Source organism: Thermococcus piezophilus (assembly GCF_001647085.1).
Lineage (GTDB): Archaea > Methanobacteriota_B > Thermococci > Thermococcales > Thermococcaceae > Thermococcus > Thermococcus piezophilus.
This window is the reverse complement of sequence record NZ_CP015520.1, coordinates 1,505,387-1,521,151: the sequence shown is the minus strand read 5'-3', so window position 1 is coordinate 1,521,151 and position 15,765 is coordinate 1,505,387. Positions and strand designations below refer to the sequence as shown.

General features: G+C 49.9%; 19 protein-coding genes. 14 read left to right on the top strand and 5 right to left on the bottom strand.

Annotated elements, in window-relative coordinates; genetic code table 11:
- Nucleotides 1–16 precede the first annotated feature (16 nt).
- Nucleotides 17–1,198, bottom strand: coding sequence for a hypothetical protein (locus tag A7C91_RS08310; protein WP_068666563.1), 1,182 nt, complete (start codon nt 1,196–1,198; stop codon nt 17–19).
- 748 nt (nt 1,199–1,946) lie between these two features.
- Between A7C91_RS08310 and A7C91_RS08305 the strand changes: the two genes are divergently transcribed.
- The 13 genes from A7C91_RS08305 to A7C91_RS08240 all read left to right on the top strand — a co-directional run bounded on the left by A7C91_RS08305 (nt 1,947) and on the right by A7C91_RS08240 (nt 10,354).
- Nucleotides 1,947–2,207 (top strand): 50S ribosomal protein L37ae, encoded by a 261-nt coding sequence (locus A7C91_RS08305; protein WP_068666560.1) that lies wholly within the window; start codon nt 1,947–1,949, stop codon nt 2,205–2,207.
- Nucleotides 2,208–2,241: 34 nt separating this feature from the next.
- Nucleotides 2,242–2,391, top strand: a complete 150-nt coding sequence (locus A7C91_RS08300) for a DNA-directed RNA polymerase subunit P (protein WP_068666558.1) — start codon at nt 2,242–2,244, stop codon at nt 2,389–2,391.
- A 55-nt stretch (nt 2,392–2,446) separates the two neighbouring features.
- The gene (locus A7C91_RS08295) at nt 2,447–3,088 is read left to right on the top strand and encodes a ribosomal biogenesis protein (RefSeq protein ID WP_068666556.1); all 642 of its coding nucleotides are present in this window, start codon (nt 2,447–2,449) and stop codon (nt 3,086–3,088) included.
- Nucleotides 3,031–3,309, top strand: coding sequence for a KEOPS complex subunit Pcc1 (pcc1, locus tag A7C91_RS08290; protein ID WP_068666554.1), 279 nt, complete (start codon nt 3,031–3,033; stop codon nt 3,307–3,309). Before A7C91_RS08295 ends, pcc1 begins: the two co-directional genes overlap by 58 nt.
- Nucleotides 3,310–3,372: 63 nt before the next feature.
- Nucleotides 3,373–3,723: a prefoldin subunit beta gene (locus A7C91_RS08285; protein ID WP_068666552.1), complete on the top strand. Its 351-nt coding sequence runs from the start codon at nt 3,373–3,375 to the stop codon at nt 3,721–3,723.
- Nucleotides 3,724–3,754: 31 nt separating this feature from the next.
- Nucleotides 3,755–4,087: a DUF3194 domain-containing protein gene (locus A7C91_RS08280; RefSeq protein WP_068666550.1), complete on the top strand. Its 333-nt coding sequence runs from the start codon at nt 3,755–3,757 to the stop codon at nt 4,085–4,087.
- Entirely contained in the window at nt 4,065–5,048 is a 984-nt protein-coding gene (locus A7C91_RS08275; RefSeq protein ID WP_068666549.1) for a DHH family phosphoesterase, read from the top strand. Before A7C91_RS08280 ends, A7C91_RS08275 begins: the two co-directional genes overlap by 23 nt.
- Before the next feature lie 402 nt (nt 5,049–5,450).
- On the top strand, nt 5,451–6,371 hold the full coding sequence (locus A7C91_RS08265) for a hypothetical protein (protein WP_068666545.1): 921 nt from the start codon (nt 5,451–5,453) through the stop codon (nt 6,369–6,371).
- A 152-nt stretch (nt 6,372–6,523) separates the two neighbouring features.
- On the top strand, nt 6,524–6,850 hold the full coding sequence (locus A7C91_RS08260; RefSeq protein WP_068666543.1) for a hypothetical protein: 327 nt from the start codon (nt 6,524–6,526) through the stop codon (nt 6,848–6,850).
- A 63-nt stretch (nt 6,851–6,913) separates the two neighbouring features.
- A complete protein-coding gene (locus tag A7C91_RS08255; RefSeq protein ID WP_234394348.1) occupies nt 6,914–8,020 on the top strand; it encodes a tetratricopeptide repeat protein in 1,107 nt (368 codons plus the stop codon).
- Nucleotides 7,947–8,672, top strand: coding sequence for a tRNA-binding protein (locus A7C91_RS08250; protein WP_068666539.1), 726 nt, complete (start codon nt 7,947–7,949; stop codon nt 8,670–8,672). The genes A7C91_RS08255 and A7C91_RS08250 overlap by 74 nt, the downstream gene beginning before the upstream one ends.
- 198 nt (nt 8,673–8,870) lie before the next feature.
- The gene (locus A7C91_RS08245; RefSeq protein ID WP_068666537.1) at nt 8,871–9,923 is read left to right on the top strand and encodes a hypothetical protein; all 1,053 of its coding nucleotides are present in this window, start codon (nt 8,871–8,873) and stop codon (nt 9,921–9,923) included.
- A 47-nt stretch (nt 9,924–9,970) separates the two neighbouring features.
- The gene (locus A7C91_RS08240; RefSeq protein ID WP_199920010.1) at nt 9,971–10,354 is read left to right on the top strand and encodes a hypothetical protein; all 384 of its coding nucleotides are present in this window, start codon (nt 9,971–9,973) and stop codon (nt 10,352–10,354) included.
- A gap of 6 nt (nt 10,355–10,360) precedes the next feature.
- On the opposite strand, the gene A7C91_RS08235 is transcribed toward A7C91_RS08240, so the two are convergent.
- From A7C91_RS08235 to A7C91_RS08225, 3 genes are all read right to left on the bottom strand, one after another.
- The gene (locus tag A7C91_RS08235) at nt 10,361–12,217 is read right to left on the bottom strand and encodes an aldehyde ferredoxin oxidoreductase family protein (protein WP_068666534.1); all 1,857 of its coding nucleotides are present in this window, start codon (nt 12,215–12,217) and stop codon (nt 10,361–10,363) included.
- Complete coding sequence (locus A7C91_RS08230) at nt 12,217–13,053, bottom strand: aldo/keto reductase (protein ID WP_068666532.1); 837 nt, start codon at nt 13,051–13,053, stop codon at nt 12,217–12,219. The genes A7C91_RS08235 and A7C91_RS08230 overlap by 1 nt, the downstream gene beginning before the upstream one ends.
- 107 nt (nt 13,054–13,160) lie before the next feature.
- Complete coding sequence (locus tag A7C91_RS08225) at nt 13,161–14,393, bottom strand: 2,3-bisphosphoglycerate-independent phosphoglycerate mutase (RefSeq protein ID WP_068666530.1); 1,233 nt, start codon at nt 14,391–14,393, stop codon at nt 13,161–13,163.
- Nucleotides 14,394–14,524: 131 nt separating this feature from the next.
- Between A7C91_RS08225 and A7C91_RS08220 the strand changes: the two genes are divergently transcribed.
- Nucleotides 14,525–15,025: an HIT family protein gene (locus A7C91_RS08220; RefSeq protein ID WP_068666528.1), complete on the top strand. Its 501-nt coding sequence runs from the start codon at nt 14,525–14,527 to the stop codon at nt 15,023–15,025.
- On the opposite strand, the gene A7C91_RS08215 is transcribed toward A7C91_RS08220, so the two are convergent.
- Nucleotides 15,022–15,717: a hypothetical protein gene (locus A7C91_RS08215; RefSeq protein ID WP_068666526.1), complete on the bottom strand. Its 696-nt coding sequence runs from the start codon at nt 15,715–15,717 to the stop codon at nt 15,022–15,024. The genes A7C91_RS08220 and A7C91_RS08215 overlap by 4 nt on opposite strands.
- Nucleotides 15,718–15,765 lie beyond the last annotated feature (48 nt).

Below are 15,765 nucleotides of genomic sequence, written 5' to 3'. Positions count from 1 at the left end.
TGAATCCAAAGGGATGCTAATTTATGCTCCAGTCCCAATAATAGACTAAGGTATTTGATGCATGGATGTCTGGAGAGAGAGGTATGTTATCGACCCAATTGACGGTTATTGTAAATTTCTGACTAGCCTCGACGTGTTTGTTTGGAATTCTCAGCGAAAACATGTATCCTGGCTCTACATTGACCCATTCATCCCCAACTCCGAGATCTCTGTTAAATTTGTAAGTCCAGCGAACCCAATTTTCCCCGATATTATCAACGGTGATTTTGACGGCTTTAAGTATGTTGGTAATCGTGACACTTGCTCCCCCATTGCCCAGGGTATACTGAAGTGTCTGAGAATGTTCTTCGTTATAATAATCAACATTATTATATGATGGTTTAAATGAATCTAGCGAAAAGACGCTATTCCCATCAGGTCTTGTGTCGACTTGGATTGTGATCTTCTCGAACTCCCAATTGCGTATTGGTAGTATGCTCGCTGAGTTAGGCTGTATTTTTTGAACCCTGTTTGAGTTCTGCTTTGAACCCCAAAGATAACGGCCGGCATAAACATACGTCTGCATATCAACGACACGCCAGTCATAGTCAGGATTCATGTCCGCCAACTTGTAAACCAAGTAGATTAACTGTAACCTACCACGTGGATACCACTCATCACCAGATGTCCAGGTTATCTTGCTCTCAAGATATGCATCCGTTGAAGTGGAAACGGATTCTGCTGAAAAATTTGAGATAACTTTTCCATTTGCCATTGTCCTCCAGGAATAGTCAACGGGAATTTCTATTGGAACCGTATATTCAACAAAATAAGCCTTCCTGAACTCCGTTAGTGCCTCTTCTTTGAACTTTTTTATGTCATTTTCAACAGATTCTTCTGGAGCAGCATATATAAAAAATCTTCCTCCAGGGAGAATCTTGACTGCGTATACCGTGTCGTTACCAAATCTAATGATATATGGAAGAAGTTTCGCATCTTTAAGCACCTCAAGGCCATGGGAGTCCACTAAAATAAGCTGTCCTTCCTTGAGCAACTTCTCAGCCTGTTCCGGAGAAATAGTATGTATAATACCTAACGAGATGGTTTCCTTTGGCGTATCCCTCTGCTGGAGGTAGGAATCTCCAGCAATTCCAATTCTGGCCGTCACTCCAATCATAAGCAGTCCTATCAGGACTGCTAGCAGCGGCTTCCATCGCAAGTTGCTCACCTCCTATAAGTTTCTGTACTATCACTTAAACAACTTACATTTATAAATTTTTCTTTTTACTATAAGTAAGTTTCTTTTTTTTCTTTTTTAAAGTATAAATTTTTTTATAGTTAAGTTTTACTCTTAGAATGAACGAAAAGAAATCAGAGTAAAAGACTACGCTCTATTGTTCAGCAACCTTTTTATCACTATTATCGCATTTCCTCCTGCCCGAGGAGTATTGGGTTGCGATGACCTCGGAGCCCCCAGGGGGCCGACAATCCCAAAGGCCCCCTATACAAACTTTTGCCAAGCAATGTTGGAGCTTCGCTCCAACACACGGAGAACTTCGTCCTACGCTGAAGTTTGATCAAAGTTCGTGACTCTCTCGAAAAGGGGAAGCTCGAAAGAAGCGCCTCGTAAACAGCCGGTTTCCAGTTGAATTCGGTCACACAGGAGTTTTAGGTGTTCACTAAAAGACCGACGCCCAACGGGCGTCAAAGAAAATTGTGAACATCCCACGGCGTACAAGTGTCGAGGGAATCAACCTCCGTGTTCAGAATTAATTTGCGCTCATACTCAGCATTGTAGGGATAATAGGGGTCACAATCTTTGATGAAACTTTGCTGGGCAAAGTTTCCCACGAAAGGTTTATTAGGGACAAGCCCGCTCCGAGTGTCCAGGTATATGCAAAGGTTTATAAAACGTCCTCTGGAAAACCCTTCAGTCGTGAAAATTGTAGCCTTTAGGGGTGATGCTCATGGGAAGGACTACTAAGGTCGGCTCAGCTGGAAGGTTCGGTTCCAGGTATGGTCTCAAGATAAGGAGAAGGGTCGCGGCCGTTGAGGCCAAGATGAAGCAGAAGCACGTCTGCCCGGTCTGCGGAAGGAAGGCCGTCAGGAGGATAAGCACCGGCATATGGCAGTGCCAGAAGTGCGGAGCAACGTTCGCTGGCGGCGCTTACCTGCCAGTTACTCCAGCAGGAAAGGTCGCGAAGAGGGTTACCTCTTCGAAGGCCTGATTCCCTTTCCTTTGCTTAGTTTAAGGTGGTAGCTATGGTGATGGCCGTTTACCGCTGTGCGAAATGCGGAAAGGAGGTCGAGCTTGACCTCGAGAACACAAGGGAAGTCCGCTGCCCCTACTGCAGCAGCAAGATACTTTACAAGCCCAGGCCGAAAGTGGCCAGGCGTGTCAAGGCGATCTGATTCTTTTGAATTTCGAAAGGCTTTTATTTAATCAACAGAGTTTTGAGTGAGGGCCATGATGCTGATAACGACCTCACACAGACCAACGAGAAGGACGAGGAGCTTCGGACACGACCTGGAGAAGGTGTTCCCCAACTCTCTTTACTTGACCCGGGGAAAGAAGACTATCCAGGACTTGCTGATGGAGGCCTATGACAGGAACTACGAGAGGCTCTTGATAGTCAACGTCTGGAAGGGTAATCCCTTGAAGATGACATTCATCAAGGTCGACCCGGAGGACTGGGGCTACCTCGGCTACCTCTACCTCCACGGCATCAAGCTACAGCGCGAGATTGGTTTCAGGGACGTCAGGCCCATCCGCGAGGAAATGCCCTTCATAGTAACCACAGCCAAGCGCGTTGGTCTTGATCACGTCGCCTTTGCCCAGGCATTTGCCGAGCTCACGGGCGGCAAGTTCGTTCCAAGGAGGGAGAGGAGCCTCCTCGGAATCGCTGACAGGTACAACACCGACGTTCTGGGTGTTATAGAACGCCATCCGCGCGGAATGGCCGTCAACTTCTACCGCCTCGACGTGACGAAGGAGAGGGCCGTCGGCCCGCTCATAAGCGTCAAGATATGGATAATGGAGGACGGCAGGAGATGGGACTACAAGGAGGCGCTGGGAATAAGGAAGAGGCCTGGCCAATCGAGGGAGTGATTGAACTGGAACTCCCCAACGAGGAGACGGCCAGAGTAGTTTATGAGAGTGTCCTTTACGAGCACGAGAGCGTTCCCTACAGAAGGAGCAGGATCGATTTCCTCCTCGAAGGAAACAGGCTGATAATCAGGTTTCTGGCAAAGGACAACTCCGCCCTGAGGGGGACCCTAAACTCCTACCTCCGCTGGATTAAGGTGGCCATCGATTCTCTCGAAGTCTGACACAACATTCTTAAACTCCCGCCCTTATTCTAACCCGGCATTACGATTACGGAGGTGTTTGTCATGCAGAACATTCCGCCGCAGGTTCAGGCTATGTTGGGCCAGCTCGAGAGCTACCAGGGGCAGCTCCAGCTTGTCATCCAGCAGAAGCAGAAGGTTCAGCTCGAGCTCACCGAGGCAAAGAAGGCTCTGGAGGAAATCGAGAAGGTTGAGGATGGAACCGTCATCTACAAGACCGTGGGAACGCTTATAGTCGAGACCGACAAGGCCAAGGCCCTCGAGGAGCTGAAGGAGAAGGTCGAAACCCTCGAAGTCCGTCTCAACGCCCTCGAGAGGCAGGAAAAGAAGCTCAACGAGAAGCTCAAGGAGCTCACCCAGAAGATTCAGGCCGCTCTCAGGCCGACCGCTGGCTGATTCCTCTTCTCTTTCCTTTGAGGTGATAGCGATGGACGAGAGAAGCAGTGGGAAAAGGGTTATCCACATTGGGCTTCCGGAGCTGAGCGAGGAGCAACTCATAGAGATAGGCGAGCTTGCCCAGGAGAAGATAATAGACTACGTCTTTGACCACCTCACGCGGAGCGAGGTCAAGGACATAGAGGTGACGATGAGAATAAACCGCGGGGAGACCCTCGATCTGGAGATTGAAGTCTATCTCGAGGTTCCCATCTTTGTGAAGGTGGACGTTGATAAGCTCATAGATGAGGCCGTGGAGAGAGCCTACGAGAGAGTGGAGACGAGGCTGAGGGCGATAGCCGATGAGGGGAAAGATAAAGCTTAAGCGTTTCATGGAGAATGCAGGGGACAAATCCTTCCTCCTGCTCTGTCATCACAATGCAGACCCGGATTCTCTTGGCTCCGCTATAGCCTTTGCCCTCTACCTTAAATCAATTGGAATAGAGAAGGTCAGAATCGGCGTGGCTCAGAGTGTTTCCTCCTACACAAAAAGGCTACTCACCTTTTCCCCGGTTCCCATCGAGAAGGATCCACAGGTTCGCGAGGACGTCGTTGTGATATTTGACACGTCCTCAATTGAGCAGCTCGAACCTATTGAAATTCCCAAGGACAAGTTCATAATCATGATAGACCACCACGCCGAGAAGGAGAATCCAATAAGGGCTGATATAATGATTGTTGATTCCTCAAGAACTTCGACCGCTGAAATCGTCTGGGAGCTGTTTAAATATCTCGGCTTTTATGACGAGACCTCAGCTAAGGCCCTCTTGGCGGGAATAGTCACCGACACCGCGACATTCCGCTACTCCAATGCCAAAACCTTCAAGACCATGAACGAGATTCTGGAGAGGTTTCCCATCCAGATGGGAGAGATATACAACCTGGTTGCCCCCGTCAGCGACGAGAACATTGACCAAGCGAAGAGGATGGCCGTGCTGAAGGCCTGCCAGAGACTCGAGCTGAGGAAGTTCAGAAAGTACATCATAGCGGTGTCAAAGGTTTCAGCATATGAATCCCTCGCCTGCAAGACATTCATCCAGCTTGGAGCCGATATAGCAATAGTCGGAAGTGAGAAGAAGGACGTCAGAATCTCTGCGAGGGCCAAAGAAAACCTGGTAAAGAAAGGCCTTCACCTCGGTAAAATCATGGAGAAGGTCGGGCCGATTATAGAAGGCTCTGGTGGCGGCCACGCTGGTGCCGCCGGAGCGAACGGGAAGGCCAACCTTGACGAGGCCATAAAGCTGATTTTGAAGGAGATTGAGAAGTTTTTGAGGAAAAGAGAGTAACTCCATTTAGTGCTTATTGGATGTGTTTTCCCTATTGGGCACATGTACCTAGGTGTCCACTCTTTTACTTGGGCTTCTTTTGGTTTGTTCTCCCTGTAAAACTAAACTCTGAAAAAATTTATACTCAGAAAAAAACAAAGAAAACTTACTTATAGTAAATGGAGAAGTTTATAAGAGTTAGTTGTCCAAGTGAGAATGCAGAACCTTTATAGGAGGTGTCAACTTGAAGTGGAAACCATTGTTGGGGATCCTGTTAGGACTGTTAGTAATATCCAGCATGGCTACGGCCTCCTTAGAGGAGCCCGCATCTCCTAAGACAATGGAATCAATAGAACCCCCAACGAACTTTAAGAATATCGTTTTGACAAAAGTTTTTCCGGAAAAGATGCGTCACTGGAGGCAATGAACTTCCTTGCCAGATATCGTGGACGGCTCACTCTTGAAGTAGATCTCAGAAATCTTGAAAACATTACTTTCATAGGTATATCACTAAGACCCACCAAAAATGGATATTACCTTCCCGCATATTATATTGTGGACAAGAGCACTCCTATGAGCAGGCAAGAGTTCCAAAAGAGGTTCAATGAGATCACTGCAACCTTGGCCAAGGAGCCTCTCATAATGCCGGGGGATGTTCTAAATGTGGAACCTAAAGTTAATTGGGAATATGCTGGGAGAATAGATTATGTGACATCTCATGTCACAAGAAATGGAAGGACTGGCACAATACAACAGACTGGATGGTACTACTATTACTTTGTAGACAATTACAGAGTAGAATATTATGCAAAGATTAAAATCCGTGGGGACATGAACTCTAAGGATGTGGCACTCAAAGAACTAAACCTTCACGTTGATAGGAATGGATATACCCATGAAACTCTTGGCGATTTCTTGCCTGATGGTCATATAGGGCCCACAACGAGCTACTCTGAGTCACTCATGATTGAAGTCGACTCCGGAAAAACTCTAAGGATACCAGCCCATGGAGAATACACAAAAGATACCAACGATGGGATATACTTTAGGGGAGATACCCACACATTAAACCCCAATGATTACGTGGACTTTCACTTCTATGACTTCAAGCGTAACATAAGGTTCTTCCCAGACCCTCCCGCATGGGGTGAGTCCTTTTACATGTACCTAGCAGTTACTATGAGTGCAAGTTACAAAAATATCAAGTATGGAGTACTGAGGCAGAAACTTAGTGGGTCATTCTACTTTAATGGACAACATATAACTGTAAAATCAGCCCCAAGAGTGGATATAGTAGTCTATATAAAACCAAATCCCAAGAGCGTCTGGTACATCAGAAGATGAGTATTTTCTAGTTCTCTTTTATTCTCTTTATATTTATTAATTTTAGAGATGTCCTTGTAGTGTCCAAATATACCTCGTGATATTCCAAGTGGTAAAATGTGCTAGGAAACATTTAAAATAGTCATTTTATCAGTGAATCTAAGGTGATTAAATTGGCTAAATGTCCACTCTGTGGGACAACCTTAAACTGGGCCGAGCTCATCGAGCAGATGCTCCCTATAGATGACGCTCAGGCCATTTTCAAGGACAAGGAGCGCTTTATGGGGGCCTTTGAGAGCTTCGTCTTCAAGTGTCCAACCTGCGGGGATGAATTCTACGGGGGAAACCTTCCACGGAAGGAAGCTGAAAAGGTCTTCGACCTTCTCAACGAGTTCAACGGCTCGATAGACTGGGAGAAAAGGAGGGTAAGGCTCAGGCTAAACAGTCTTCTGGCTCTTGACATGATGCTGGAGCAGTGGGACAAAAAAGTAAAGGGTTAGCGATACTCTTTTTTACTTTGGTTCCACATCTTTTAGCGGTCGGTGGTTCTTGTGGCGGAGGTGGTGGAGCTTCGCATATCGAAGGAGGATTACAAAGGTGCCCTCAAGAGCGCGTTGAGGATAGATACTCCAATAAAGAGACTCATTGCTCTCACGGAGGTTCTGACAGCTTTTCCAAGGGACGAAGTCCTTGCCAACATGCTTGACACCCTGGAATCCATAAGCGCTACTCCAGAGAGGGCACTGGCCTACTCGCTCCTCGGTAGGGCCCTCTACACCCTCAACAAGGACAGAGGCGCCGAAGCTTACTTCGAACGGGCCCTCACACTGACAAACTCCATAGGCTCCCCGAGGATAAGGGGGGAAGTCTTCGCAGGGATAGCGAGGAACCTCGTCCTTTCCGATAGATACAAAGACGCCTTGGAGCTTTTTAAAAGAGCCGTCGAGCTCCTTCAGACCTCGAGGGGACTGTCCTCTGCCGCGATCTCATCGTTGATAAGGATAGCAAGGCTCATGGAGAAGAGCGCGAATGAGATTCCTAATCCGATGGCCATCGAGTTCTACGAGCTGGCGAGAGATGTTTACTCGTCCATCTGGTTCAGGCTCCAGGCGAAACATCTCGAGGAAAAAATAGAGCTCGTAAGGGACGTCCTCAAGCGCGGCAAGGTCGCCGTTGAGGAGCTCCTCGAGAGGGGAGAGGTCGAACTGGCGATAGAAACCATGCGCTTCCTGCCCCTTGAGAGCAGGGCGATCTCAATGCTGGAGCTCTCCTACTGGCTTTTCCTTCACGAGCAGCCAAGACTTGGAAAAAGGGTCTTTGAAGATGCTCTCGAGATAATCTTTGTGGGCAAGTTCAGACCAACTGATGTGGAGCTTGAGCGCGTTGCTTATAGGCTCCTCCGCATAGGGCTCCTTGAGGAGCCGCTGGTTCTCGCAGGGATTATTGGAGACAACAAGCGTGCTTCGGAGCTCCTTGGGAAGATAGCAATGGCCTACGCGCGCTGGGACGACAAAGCTAAGGCCCGCTCGATAGCCGAGGGTATAATGGACGAAAGCGTTAAGAACCGCGTTCTGAAAGCTCTGGAGGGTGAAGAAGATGTGGGATACGAGCAAGGACTATCGCCTGCTTGTGGCGGAGAAATCGGTGGAGCTCTTTCTGAAGACGATTGAAGGAGCCAAGTTCAAGGGGAAGTGGGACAAGAAGAGGGCCATTCAGCTGGCAAAGGAGATGATTCCCGAGATACAGGCGATGAGATACTCCTACGTCGAGCCGAAGGAACTCATAGAGACTCCGCAGATGCAGGCTCTGAAGGAGAAGGCCAACGGCATAATCGAGGCTCTTGGTGGAGACGACTGGCACCACAAGTTCCTCAGTCTGGCCGACAAGAGCGAGCGCGAGAAGGTTGAGGAGGCCATCGCGAAGATAAGGTTCTTCCTGAACACTATACTGGGCCTCGAAGGGCGCTTGGCTCTCGGCAAAATAAACGATCCGGTCATAGCGGTGGACATAAAGGTCGGAGAGGTCATGAGCGTCGGGAAGCACCCCAACGCGGACAGGCTTTTGGTTACGAACGTCAACATCGGAGAGAGGGCAATAACTGTGGTCACCAACGACCTCACCGTTAAGGAGGGTAACCGCGTTGCCGTTGCCCTGCTCCCGCCGGCGAACTTCCGCGGAATAGTCAGCGAGGGGATGTTCCTCGGCGCCGGTGAAGGCGTCCTCAAGGACGTCAAGGGAGAGATCGGCGGCCTGCCGAAGGGAATCCCGCTCGAGGCATTCAAAGAGACGAGGAACCTTGTAGAGGTGTTTTTGAAGGGATAACCTTTCGATTTTTGTTCCGATGTATTCACTAGCTTACTCGATTACTCTTCTTTCTTTTGACCCAGCTCCATCGCAAAACCCAACTCTAAATAAATTTATACCCGAAAAAAAAGAAAGAAGCTTTACTAATGGTAAAAGAAAAAGCTTATATATCAAAACATGCATAGGTGTCATGAAAACCCCTTGGAGGAGAACTGCATGAGATGGAAGCATATGTTGGCAGTCCTTTTAGGACTGCTAATGATTGGAACAATATCAAAAAATGTAAATGCAGCAGTATATGTCAATGAAAATTGGGTATATATAAAGTATGCCACAGCAACTAATTGGGGTCATACTATCACGTACAAAATATATAACTCCGGAAATCTCCAACTTCAGTGGTATATACCCCCACAGGAAGGTATAAATCCCAGATATATCTTTGTTGCATCAACTTCAGCCAAATCCACTGCCACTTATGGAGAACCATTACCGATATGTAACGGAGAGTATATAATCCAAAAAATTGGTGGCAGTAAGTATATGGCCATTCTTTCTGACCCTAAAAGTCTAAGCTATGCTGGCGCAGATCCTTGGAATGGAGATCATAACTACACTTTGGTTAAACAGGTTGCATATGATTCACTAAGTGTAGCATTAGACCTCCTCAATTCATATGTGACAACTGCAAAAGACATTGGTCAACTAATGTATGATCTTGCTAGAGGAGTAAGTTCGACGAGCCATCCCGACACTACTTATTGGGATGTTAGATGGGATTTTTGTTCATTTTTTGGTGGCGGTCCAACTGAGACCCATACCTATTTCAAATTTGAAGTTGAAGTACCGAAAAGCGATCCGCTCTTTGAGATAAAGCTGATAAGCAAAGTAAATGACAATCCAGACAGTACTATAATGTGGGACATAATGGGTGACTATCCAGACTATCCTAGGCCAATTAGCATAGCATCAATCCCTAAGTACCCGGTGAGCCTGACAACCAGCAGATTGTCCCAAAAGGGCATGCTTCCAGAGGGGATAGACTGGGTAAAGGTGCAAGTGCCCACAAAGTATCACGGAAAGGTAATCATAGAGAAAATGTCATATAAAGGCCAATCCGTTGAATTGTATGTAATTACCCCAGAAGGACTAGCAAAATACGGAAAATTGCTTGGGATCCCGAATGACCTGATAGAGCATTTCACAAAGATGGATAAGCCATTATACCTAATTAAAAATCCAAATAATGTCCAGGTGAAGGTTGGATGAGACACTCAAAACGACATTATGCATTTGCTCTCTTCATTTTTTTCTTGATGCTACTAGTAACAGTCATAGGGCTGTTCTGGAGACACCCAACCACAGATAGTACTCAAGAAACCTCCCTTCCCGCTTACGTGATTTTCCAAAATAAGATAGCCTCCATGGCCCTTGACCACTGCTACCAACAGAACCCAGATTGGCGGTGTAGAGGGATCACTCTTTGCGCCTGGCCCAACGGAACGGCAACGGCCATAGTCTACGCCAATTACACGATTAAATGCATCGGCTCAACGTGTTACTCCGTCAATGGAACCTACTACCGCGTCGTCATAAACACGACCGACTGGAGCGTCGTTAAGTTTGAGCCGGCAGAAGAGGGCATCGTCCAGAGAGTAATATCGGAATGCGGGAGGGTGTGGAATACAACGGAAAAGTGAGGGGCGTCAAAGCCCCATTCTCTTCTTTACGACCTCCAAAGCCCTCCCAGCATCGTCATTGAACTCAGGATAGCCTAGTTCCTTCATGGTCTCCGGCAGTGGAACCCCAAGCTCTTCATGCCAGCCCCGGAGCCTATAGAACTCTCTCCTCGCCTCAAGGAAGTCGCTGTAGTCTATAAACGCCGCGTTGCCTTCCGCTGGCCCCTCAGGCTCGGGCTCCCACCAGCGCGGCGGTATGGTATCGTCGTACGGCGGCGTGATCCAGTCAAGGGCGTCGTGGATTCTGGCGATGCTCTCCACCGCTTGGGCAACTTTCCTCAGCCTCTCGACCGTCCACTCCTCGCCAGTGACGATGCTGTAGAGCCTCGCTAGGTCTTCCATCTTGTAGGGTATGAACTTACAGACGCCGAGCATGTCGGTGATGTAGCTCTCATCCCTGCCCTCGATAAGGGACGGCACGAGCTCCTTAGCTGGCCCCTGGTTGGGCAGCTGATGCGGCCTCGGCCAGCCCCTCAGGTGGCTCGCTCCGACGTCGGCTGTAGCGTAGCTCAGGGCGTAGGTCCTCCTTCCACGCGGGTCCCAGGCCGGTGACTCCATGCCCTTGACGTGGACTGCAAACTCGCAGCCCCTTCCGAGCCTTTCGCAGGCACGCTTTACTCCATCGGCAAGGATCGCACCGATGCCCTTCCTCTCGGCCATGAGCTTGAGGATCTTCTCTTCGGCCTCTTCGTCACCCCAGCCTTTAACGGGGAAGCCTATCTCGTTCTCGCCGATTAGGCCCCTCTCGACCATCTCGAAAAGCCACGCTATTGTAGCTCCGGCCGCTATACTGTCCAGCCCGAGATTGTTGGCAAGCCAGTTGAAGTACGCAACAGCCTGGAAGTTGAAGACTCCCGTTGCTGCTCCGAGCATGGCTATGCTCTCGTATTCGGGCTTGACGCGTATCTTCCTTCCTTTGTATTCTACCTCGACGTAGCGAGCGCACTTTATCGGACAACTCTTGCCGTGCACGAACCATTCCGGCTCTATCTCATACTTCTTGACCTCGTCGCCCGCTAATTTGCTCGCCAGCTCGTCCGGGATGTAAGGCCTCGAGAAGTTGTAGGCAGGACTCATGCCGAGGCTCGCCGAGCTCCTGAGGGCATCGGTGGTTCCGTAGTTCCTCGTGTGCCCGTACTTCGGATTAGTGGCGAACTCACTGTAGAACTCCTTCCAGAGCCGCTGAAACTCTTCCGGATGAGCAACATTCGGTTTCTGGCCCGGCTCCACAACGACTGCCTTAACCTTCTTGCTTCCAAGAACCGCGCCAAGACCGCCCCTTCCACTGGCCCTCTCGGTGTCATAGATTATGTTCGCTATCCTGGCAGTTTTTTCTCCAGCGGGCCCTATCATGGCCATGCTGGCCTTTGGGTGCTCCTTCCAGATTTCCTTAGCAACTTCGTAAGTCCCTCTGCCCCACAGGTCTTCGGCGTCTATTATCTCGACCTCACCATCATGGATATAGAGATATACTGGCTTCTCTGCCTTCCCCTCGATTATCAGGGCGTCGAAGTGGCCCTTGAGCTTGGGCCCGAAGGCGTCTCCACCGCTGGAGTCGCTTATTAACCCAGTCTCTGGGCTCTTGCTCATGGCTATGACCTTACTCGAGCCCGGAACTAAGCCCGTCATTCCTCCTGGAGCGAAGACAAGCTTGTTCGCCGGGCTGAGCGGATCGGTTCCCGGCGGAACCTCACGGTAGATGATGTAGTAGCCAAGCCCCTTTCCTCCTATGAACCTCCTGATCGTCTCGTCGTCAAGCTTCTCGTAGGTTACCTTACCTCTGCTCAGGTTCACCCGTGCTATCCTGTTGTGGTAGCCATACATCAGACGCACCTCCGGACCTTTTCACGGTCTTCTTTCGAGAGCCTCCAGCCCATGGCTCCAAAGTTCTCTTCAAGGTGGTCTTTACTCCCGGCCTTCGGGATGGCTACGACGTTATCCTCCCCGACGAGGTAGTTCAGTGCGACCTGAGCGGCGGTTTTGCCGTATCTCTCACCGATTTTTGCCAGGCACTCGTTCCTCGCGAGGGAACCCTTCTCGAGTGGCGTATATGCTATCAGGGCAATCGTTTCTTTCTTCATATAGTCGAGAAGGCCGCTTGTCTCTGGCCAGCGGTCTCTGAGGGAGTACTTCACCTCGTTAGCAACTATCTCGTACTTTTTCATGACTTCCTGGGAGTGCTTGAGAAGTTCAAGGTCGAAGTTGCTCACTCCTATGTAGCAAATTAATCCTTCATCAACGAGCTCCTCCAAGGCGTGAAGCGTCTCCCTGATTTTCTCAAAGCTGCTGCTTGGCCAGTGGAGGAGGTAGAGGTCTATGTGGGTGCCGAGTCTCTTGGCGCTCGCTCTGGCGGCCTTCTTCGCGCTTTCGTATCCGAAGTGCGTCGGCCATACTTTGCTGATGATAAACATATCGTCCCGCTCAAACTCCCTTATCGCTTCTCTCACTAGCTCCTCGCTGTGGCCGGCACCGTAGAACTCCGCCGTGTCAATGAGATTGATACCCAGCTCGAGACCATGCTTGAGGGCTTCGATGCTCTCCTTATCTCGCGAGTAATCAGGGCTCTCGTAGCCGCCGATGCCCCACGTACCTATGCCTATAGCAGTGACCCTGTCACTTCCGATCCTTTTGAGGTCGTTAAAAACCGGAACTCTCTTCACACCATCACCTATTTTGGGTATTCGTCCTGGAATCTTATTAAGTTTTTCATTTGAACGTTAAAATGAAATTCATTTCAAGCGATACGGAAGAAAAAGGGGAGAAGAGTTCAGGCTCCGAACTTCTCGGAGCGGTTCATGAGATCCATCATCATAGACACTATGTCGTGACCCTTCACCCTGCCTATTCCACCGCGCATGCACTCGCGCTCACCGAAGGCCTCAGTATGGTCGGCCCTGACGCCACCGCCGGCGATGAGGAGCGGAACCGGGTCGCCGCTATGATTCATAACCTCGCATGGAGTTGAGTGGTCGCCGGTTATTGCTATAACAACCTCCTCGAAGTCGATGTTGTCAATAATGTATCCTATCATCTCGTCGGCCTTCTCTACCATTTGAGCCTTGAGCTTCGGGTTGTTATCGTGGCCGGCAGCATCGGTAGGTTTGAAGTGGAGGAACACGAAGTCGTAGTCCTTGAGGAGTTCAACGACCTTCTTGGCTTTGGCCATCGCATCGGTATTGTATTCCCCGGTCGCCCCTTCGGGCGTGTATATGTCAAAGCCTATCGCCCTTGCGACGCCCTTGACGAGGGAAACGGCGACGACTGCAGCAGCCTTAACCTTCCACTGCTCGGTGAACTTCATCGGTATGTCCGGATAAGTTCCCGCGCCCCTGACAAGGAGGTAGTTCGCTACCGGCTTGCCCTCCTTCTTCCTCTTCTCGTTTATCGGGTGCTTTTCGAGAACCTCGTGGGCCTGCCTCACGAACTCCTCGAGGATTTCTGCCACCTTCTTGCTCGCATCGTCCTCGTAGGTGAACTCATGAGGCGGCTTTCCGGCCTCGTGGGGGTCGTTCTCGCCGACTCTATAGCCGGCGGCCATGCCCCTGAGCACCAGAACGGCCCTGTGGCCGGTCGCCCCAACGAAGATGAATTCAACAGGCAGTTTGACGTTCTCCTGAATGGCCTTGGCGAGCTCGTGGGCTTCCTCCGTGCTTATTCTTCCGGCCCTCCTGTCGGTGATGATGCCGTTCTCGATAGTGGCGAAGTTAACCCTGAAGGCGAGGTCGTCCTCATCAAGGTCGAGGCCGACTCCCAGCGCCTCGAGGAAGCCCCTGCCGCGGTAGACCTTGTATGGATCGTAGCCGAATATCGAGAGGTGAGCGGTGTCGCTGCCGGCTGGCTGGCCCGGCTTTATCGGGTCCTGCTGGCCAAGGATTCCCATCTTGGCGAGCCTGTCCATGTTCGGTGTATCAGCGTACTCAAGCGGGGTCTTTCCGCCGAACTCTTTGATCGGCCTGTCTCCGAGGCCATCGAGGATTATCAGAAGTCCCTTCCTCTTCACGTCTATCACCAGAGGTGGTTGGTGGCCAACCGTTAAAAGCTTTGTCAGATGTTTCTGAACCTCGAAAGGTATTTCAGATTGTTCAAAAAAGCTTTTAACTCCGCCCCGTTTCTCCCACTGGGGGTGAGAGAATGAAAGTGCTCTGGGCACCTTGGAGGATAGAGTACATACGCTCATCTAAATACGACGGATGCATATTCTGCGACTTCCCGAAGGAGAAACGCGACAGGGAGAGGCTCATACTCTACCGCGGAAAGCACAGCTTCATAATAATGAACAACTACCCTTACAACCCCGGTCACGTTATGATAGCCCCCTACCGTCACGTCGGAAAGTGGGAGGAACTAACGGACGAAGAACTCCTTGAGATCATGAAGCTCTCCCAGCTCATGATAAGAGCCCTGAGGAAGGCTATGAGCCCCGATGGGTTCAACATGGGCGTGAACATTGGCCGCGTTGCAGGGGCAGGCATAGATGACCACGTGCACTTCCACATCGTGCCGAGGTGGAACGGCGACACAAATTTCATGCCGGTTATAGCCAATACGAAGGTCATCCCTGAATCACTGGAAGAGGCCTACGACGAGCTGAAGAGGGCACTTGAAGAAGTCCTAAAAGAAGAGAAAGTTTAAATCCGCTTTACTTTTATCTCAAACTTTTCTTTCAGTGGTAAGCCCTCAAAGAGCTCAGGTGTAAGCTCCAAAACCGGCACTTCCGCCTGTATGATCGTCTCCCTTCCTTCCTTCTCTTTAACCTTGAGTTCAACGAGGTGTTCATCCCTCACCATGGCCGATAGGACCGTCCCATCCCCTGAGATACCCTCCAAGATGAAGTCCTTCCCTTTCAGCTCCCATGAAATCCTTTTTATAAGAGCCGGGGCTGTCTCAGGGGTTACGTGTTCCACGATTCCTTTTTCCTCGGTTATCGTCATCACTGGACAGGCCGCCTGGGCACTGCAAAAGTCCTGTATTGCCTTGGCTATGCCTTTGGCAAAAGTTTCGAGGGGCTTACCCATAAACACCTCTCCAAATCCGGACCAGCTGGCCGTCACCCTAAGCCTGCTCCCTGTCATCTCGAACGTGACGGTGAGTATGCCCCTGTCCCCAGTGAAAGTGTATATCGCTTTTCTCTTCTGGAAGCCGACCGCGAGCTTAAACTCATAGCCAAAGTCAAAGATGAAGCGCGGCACCTTGAACCGAACGGTGTCTCCCTCAATGCTTTCAAAGTAAGGGAAGAACGGAAGTGTTTTCTCCGGCTCACTCAAGATTACTTCAAGGCTCTCCCATGGATGGATGAGTTCAACTTCCCAGCTCTTTGTTTTCACGATGACTCACCCACCATTTTATTGATTAAGGCCCAAAAAAAGGATTTC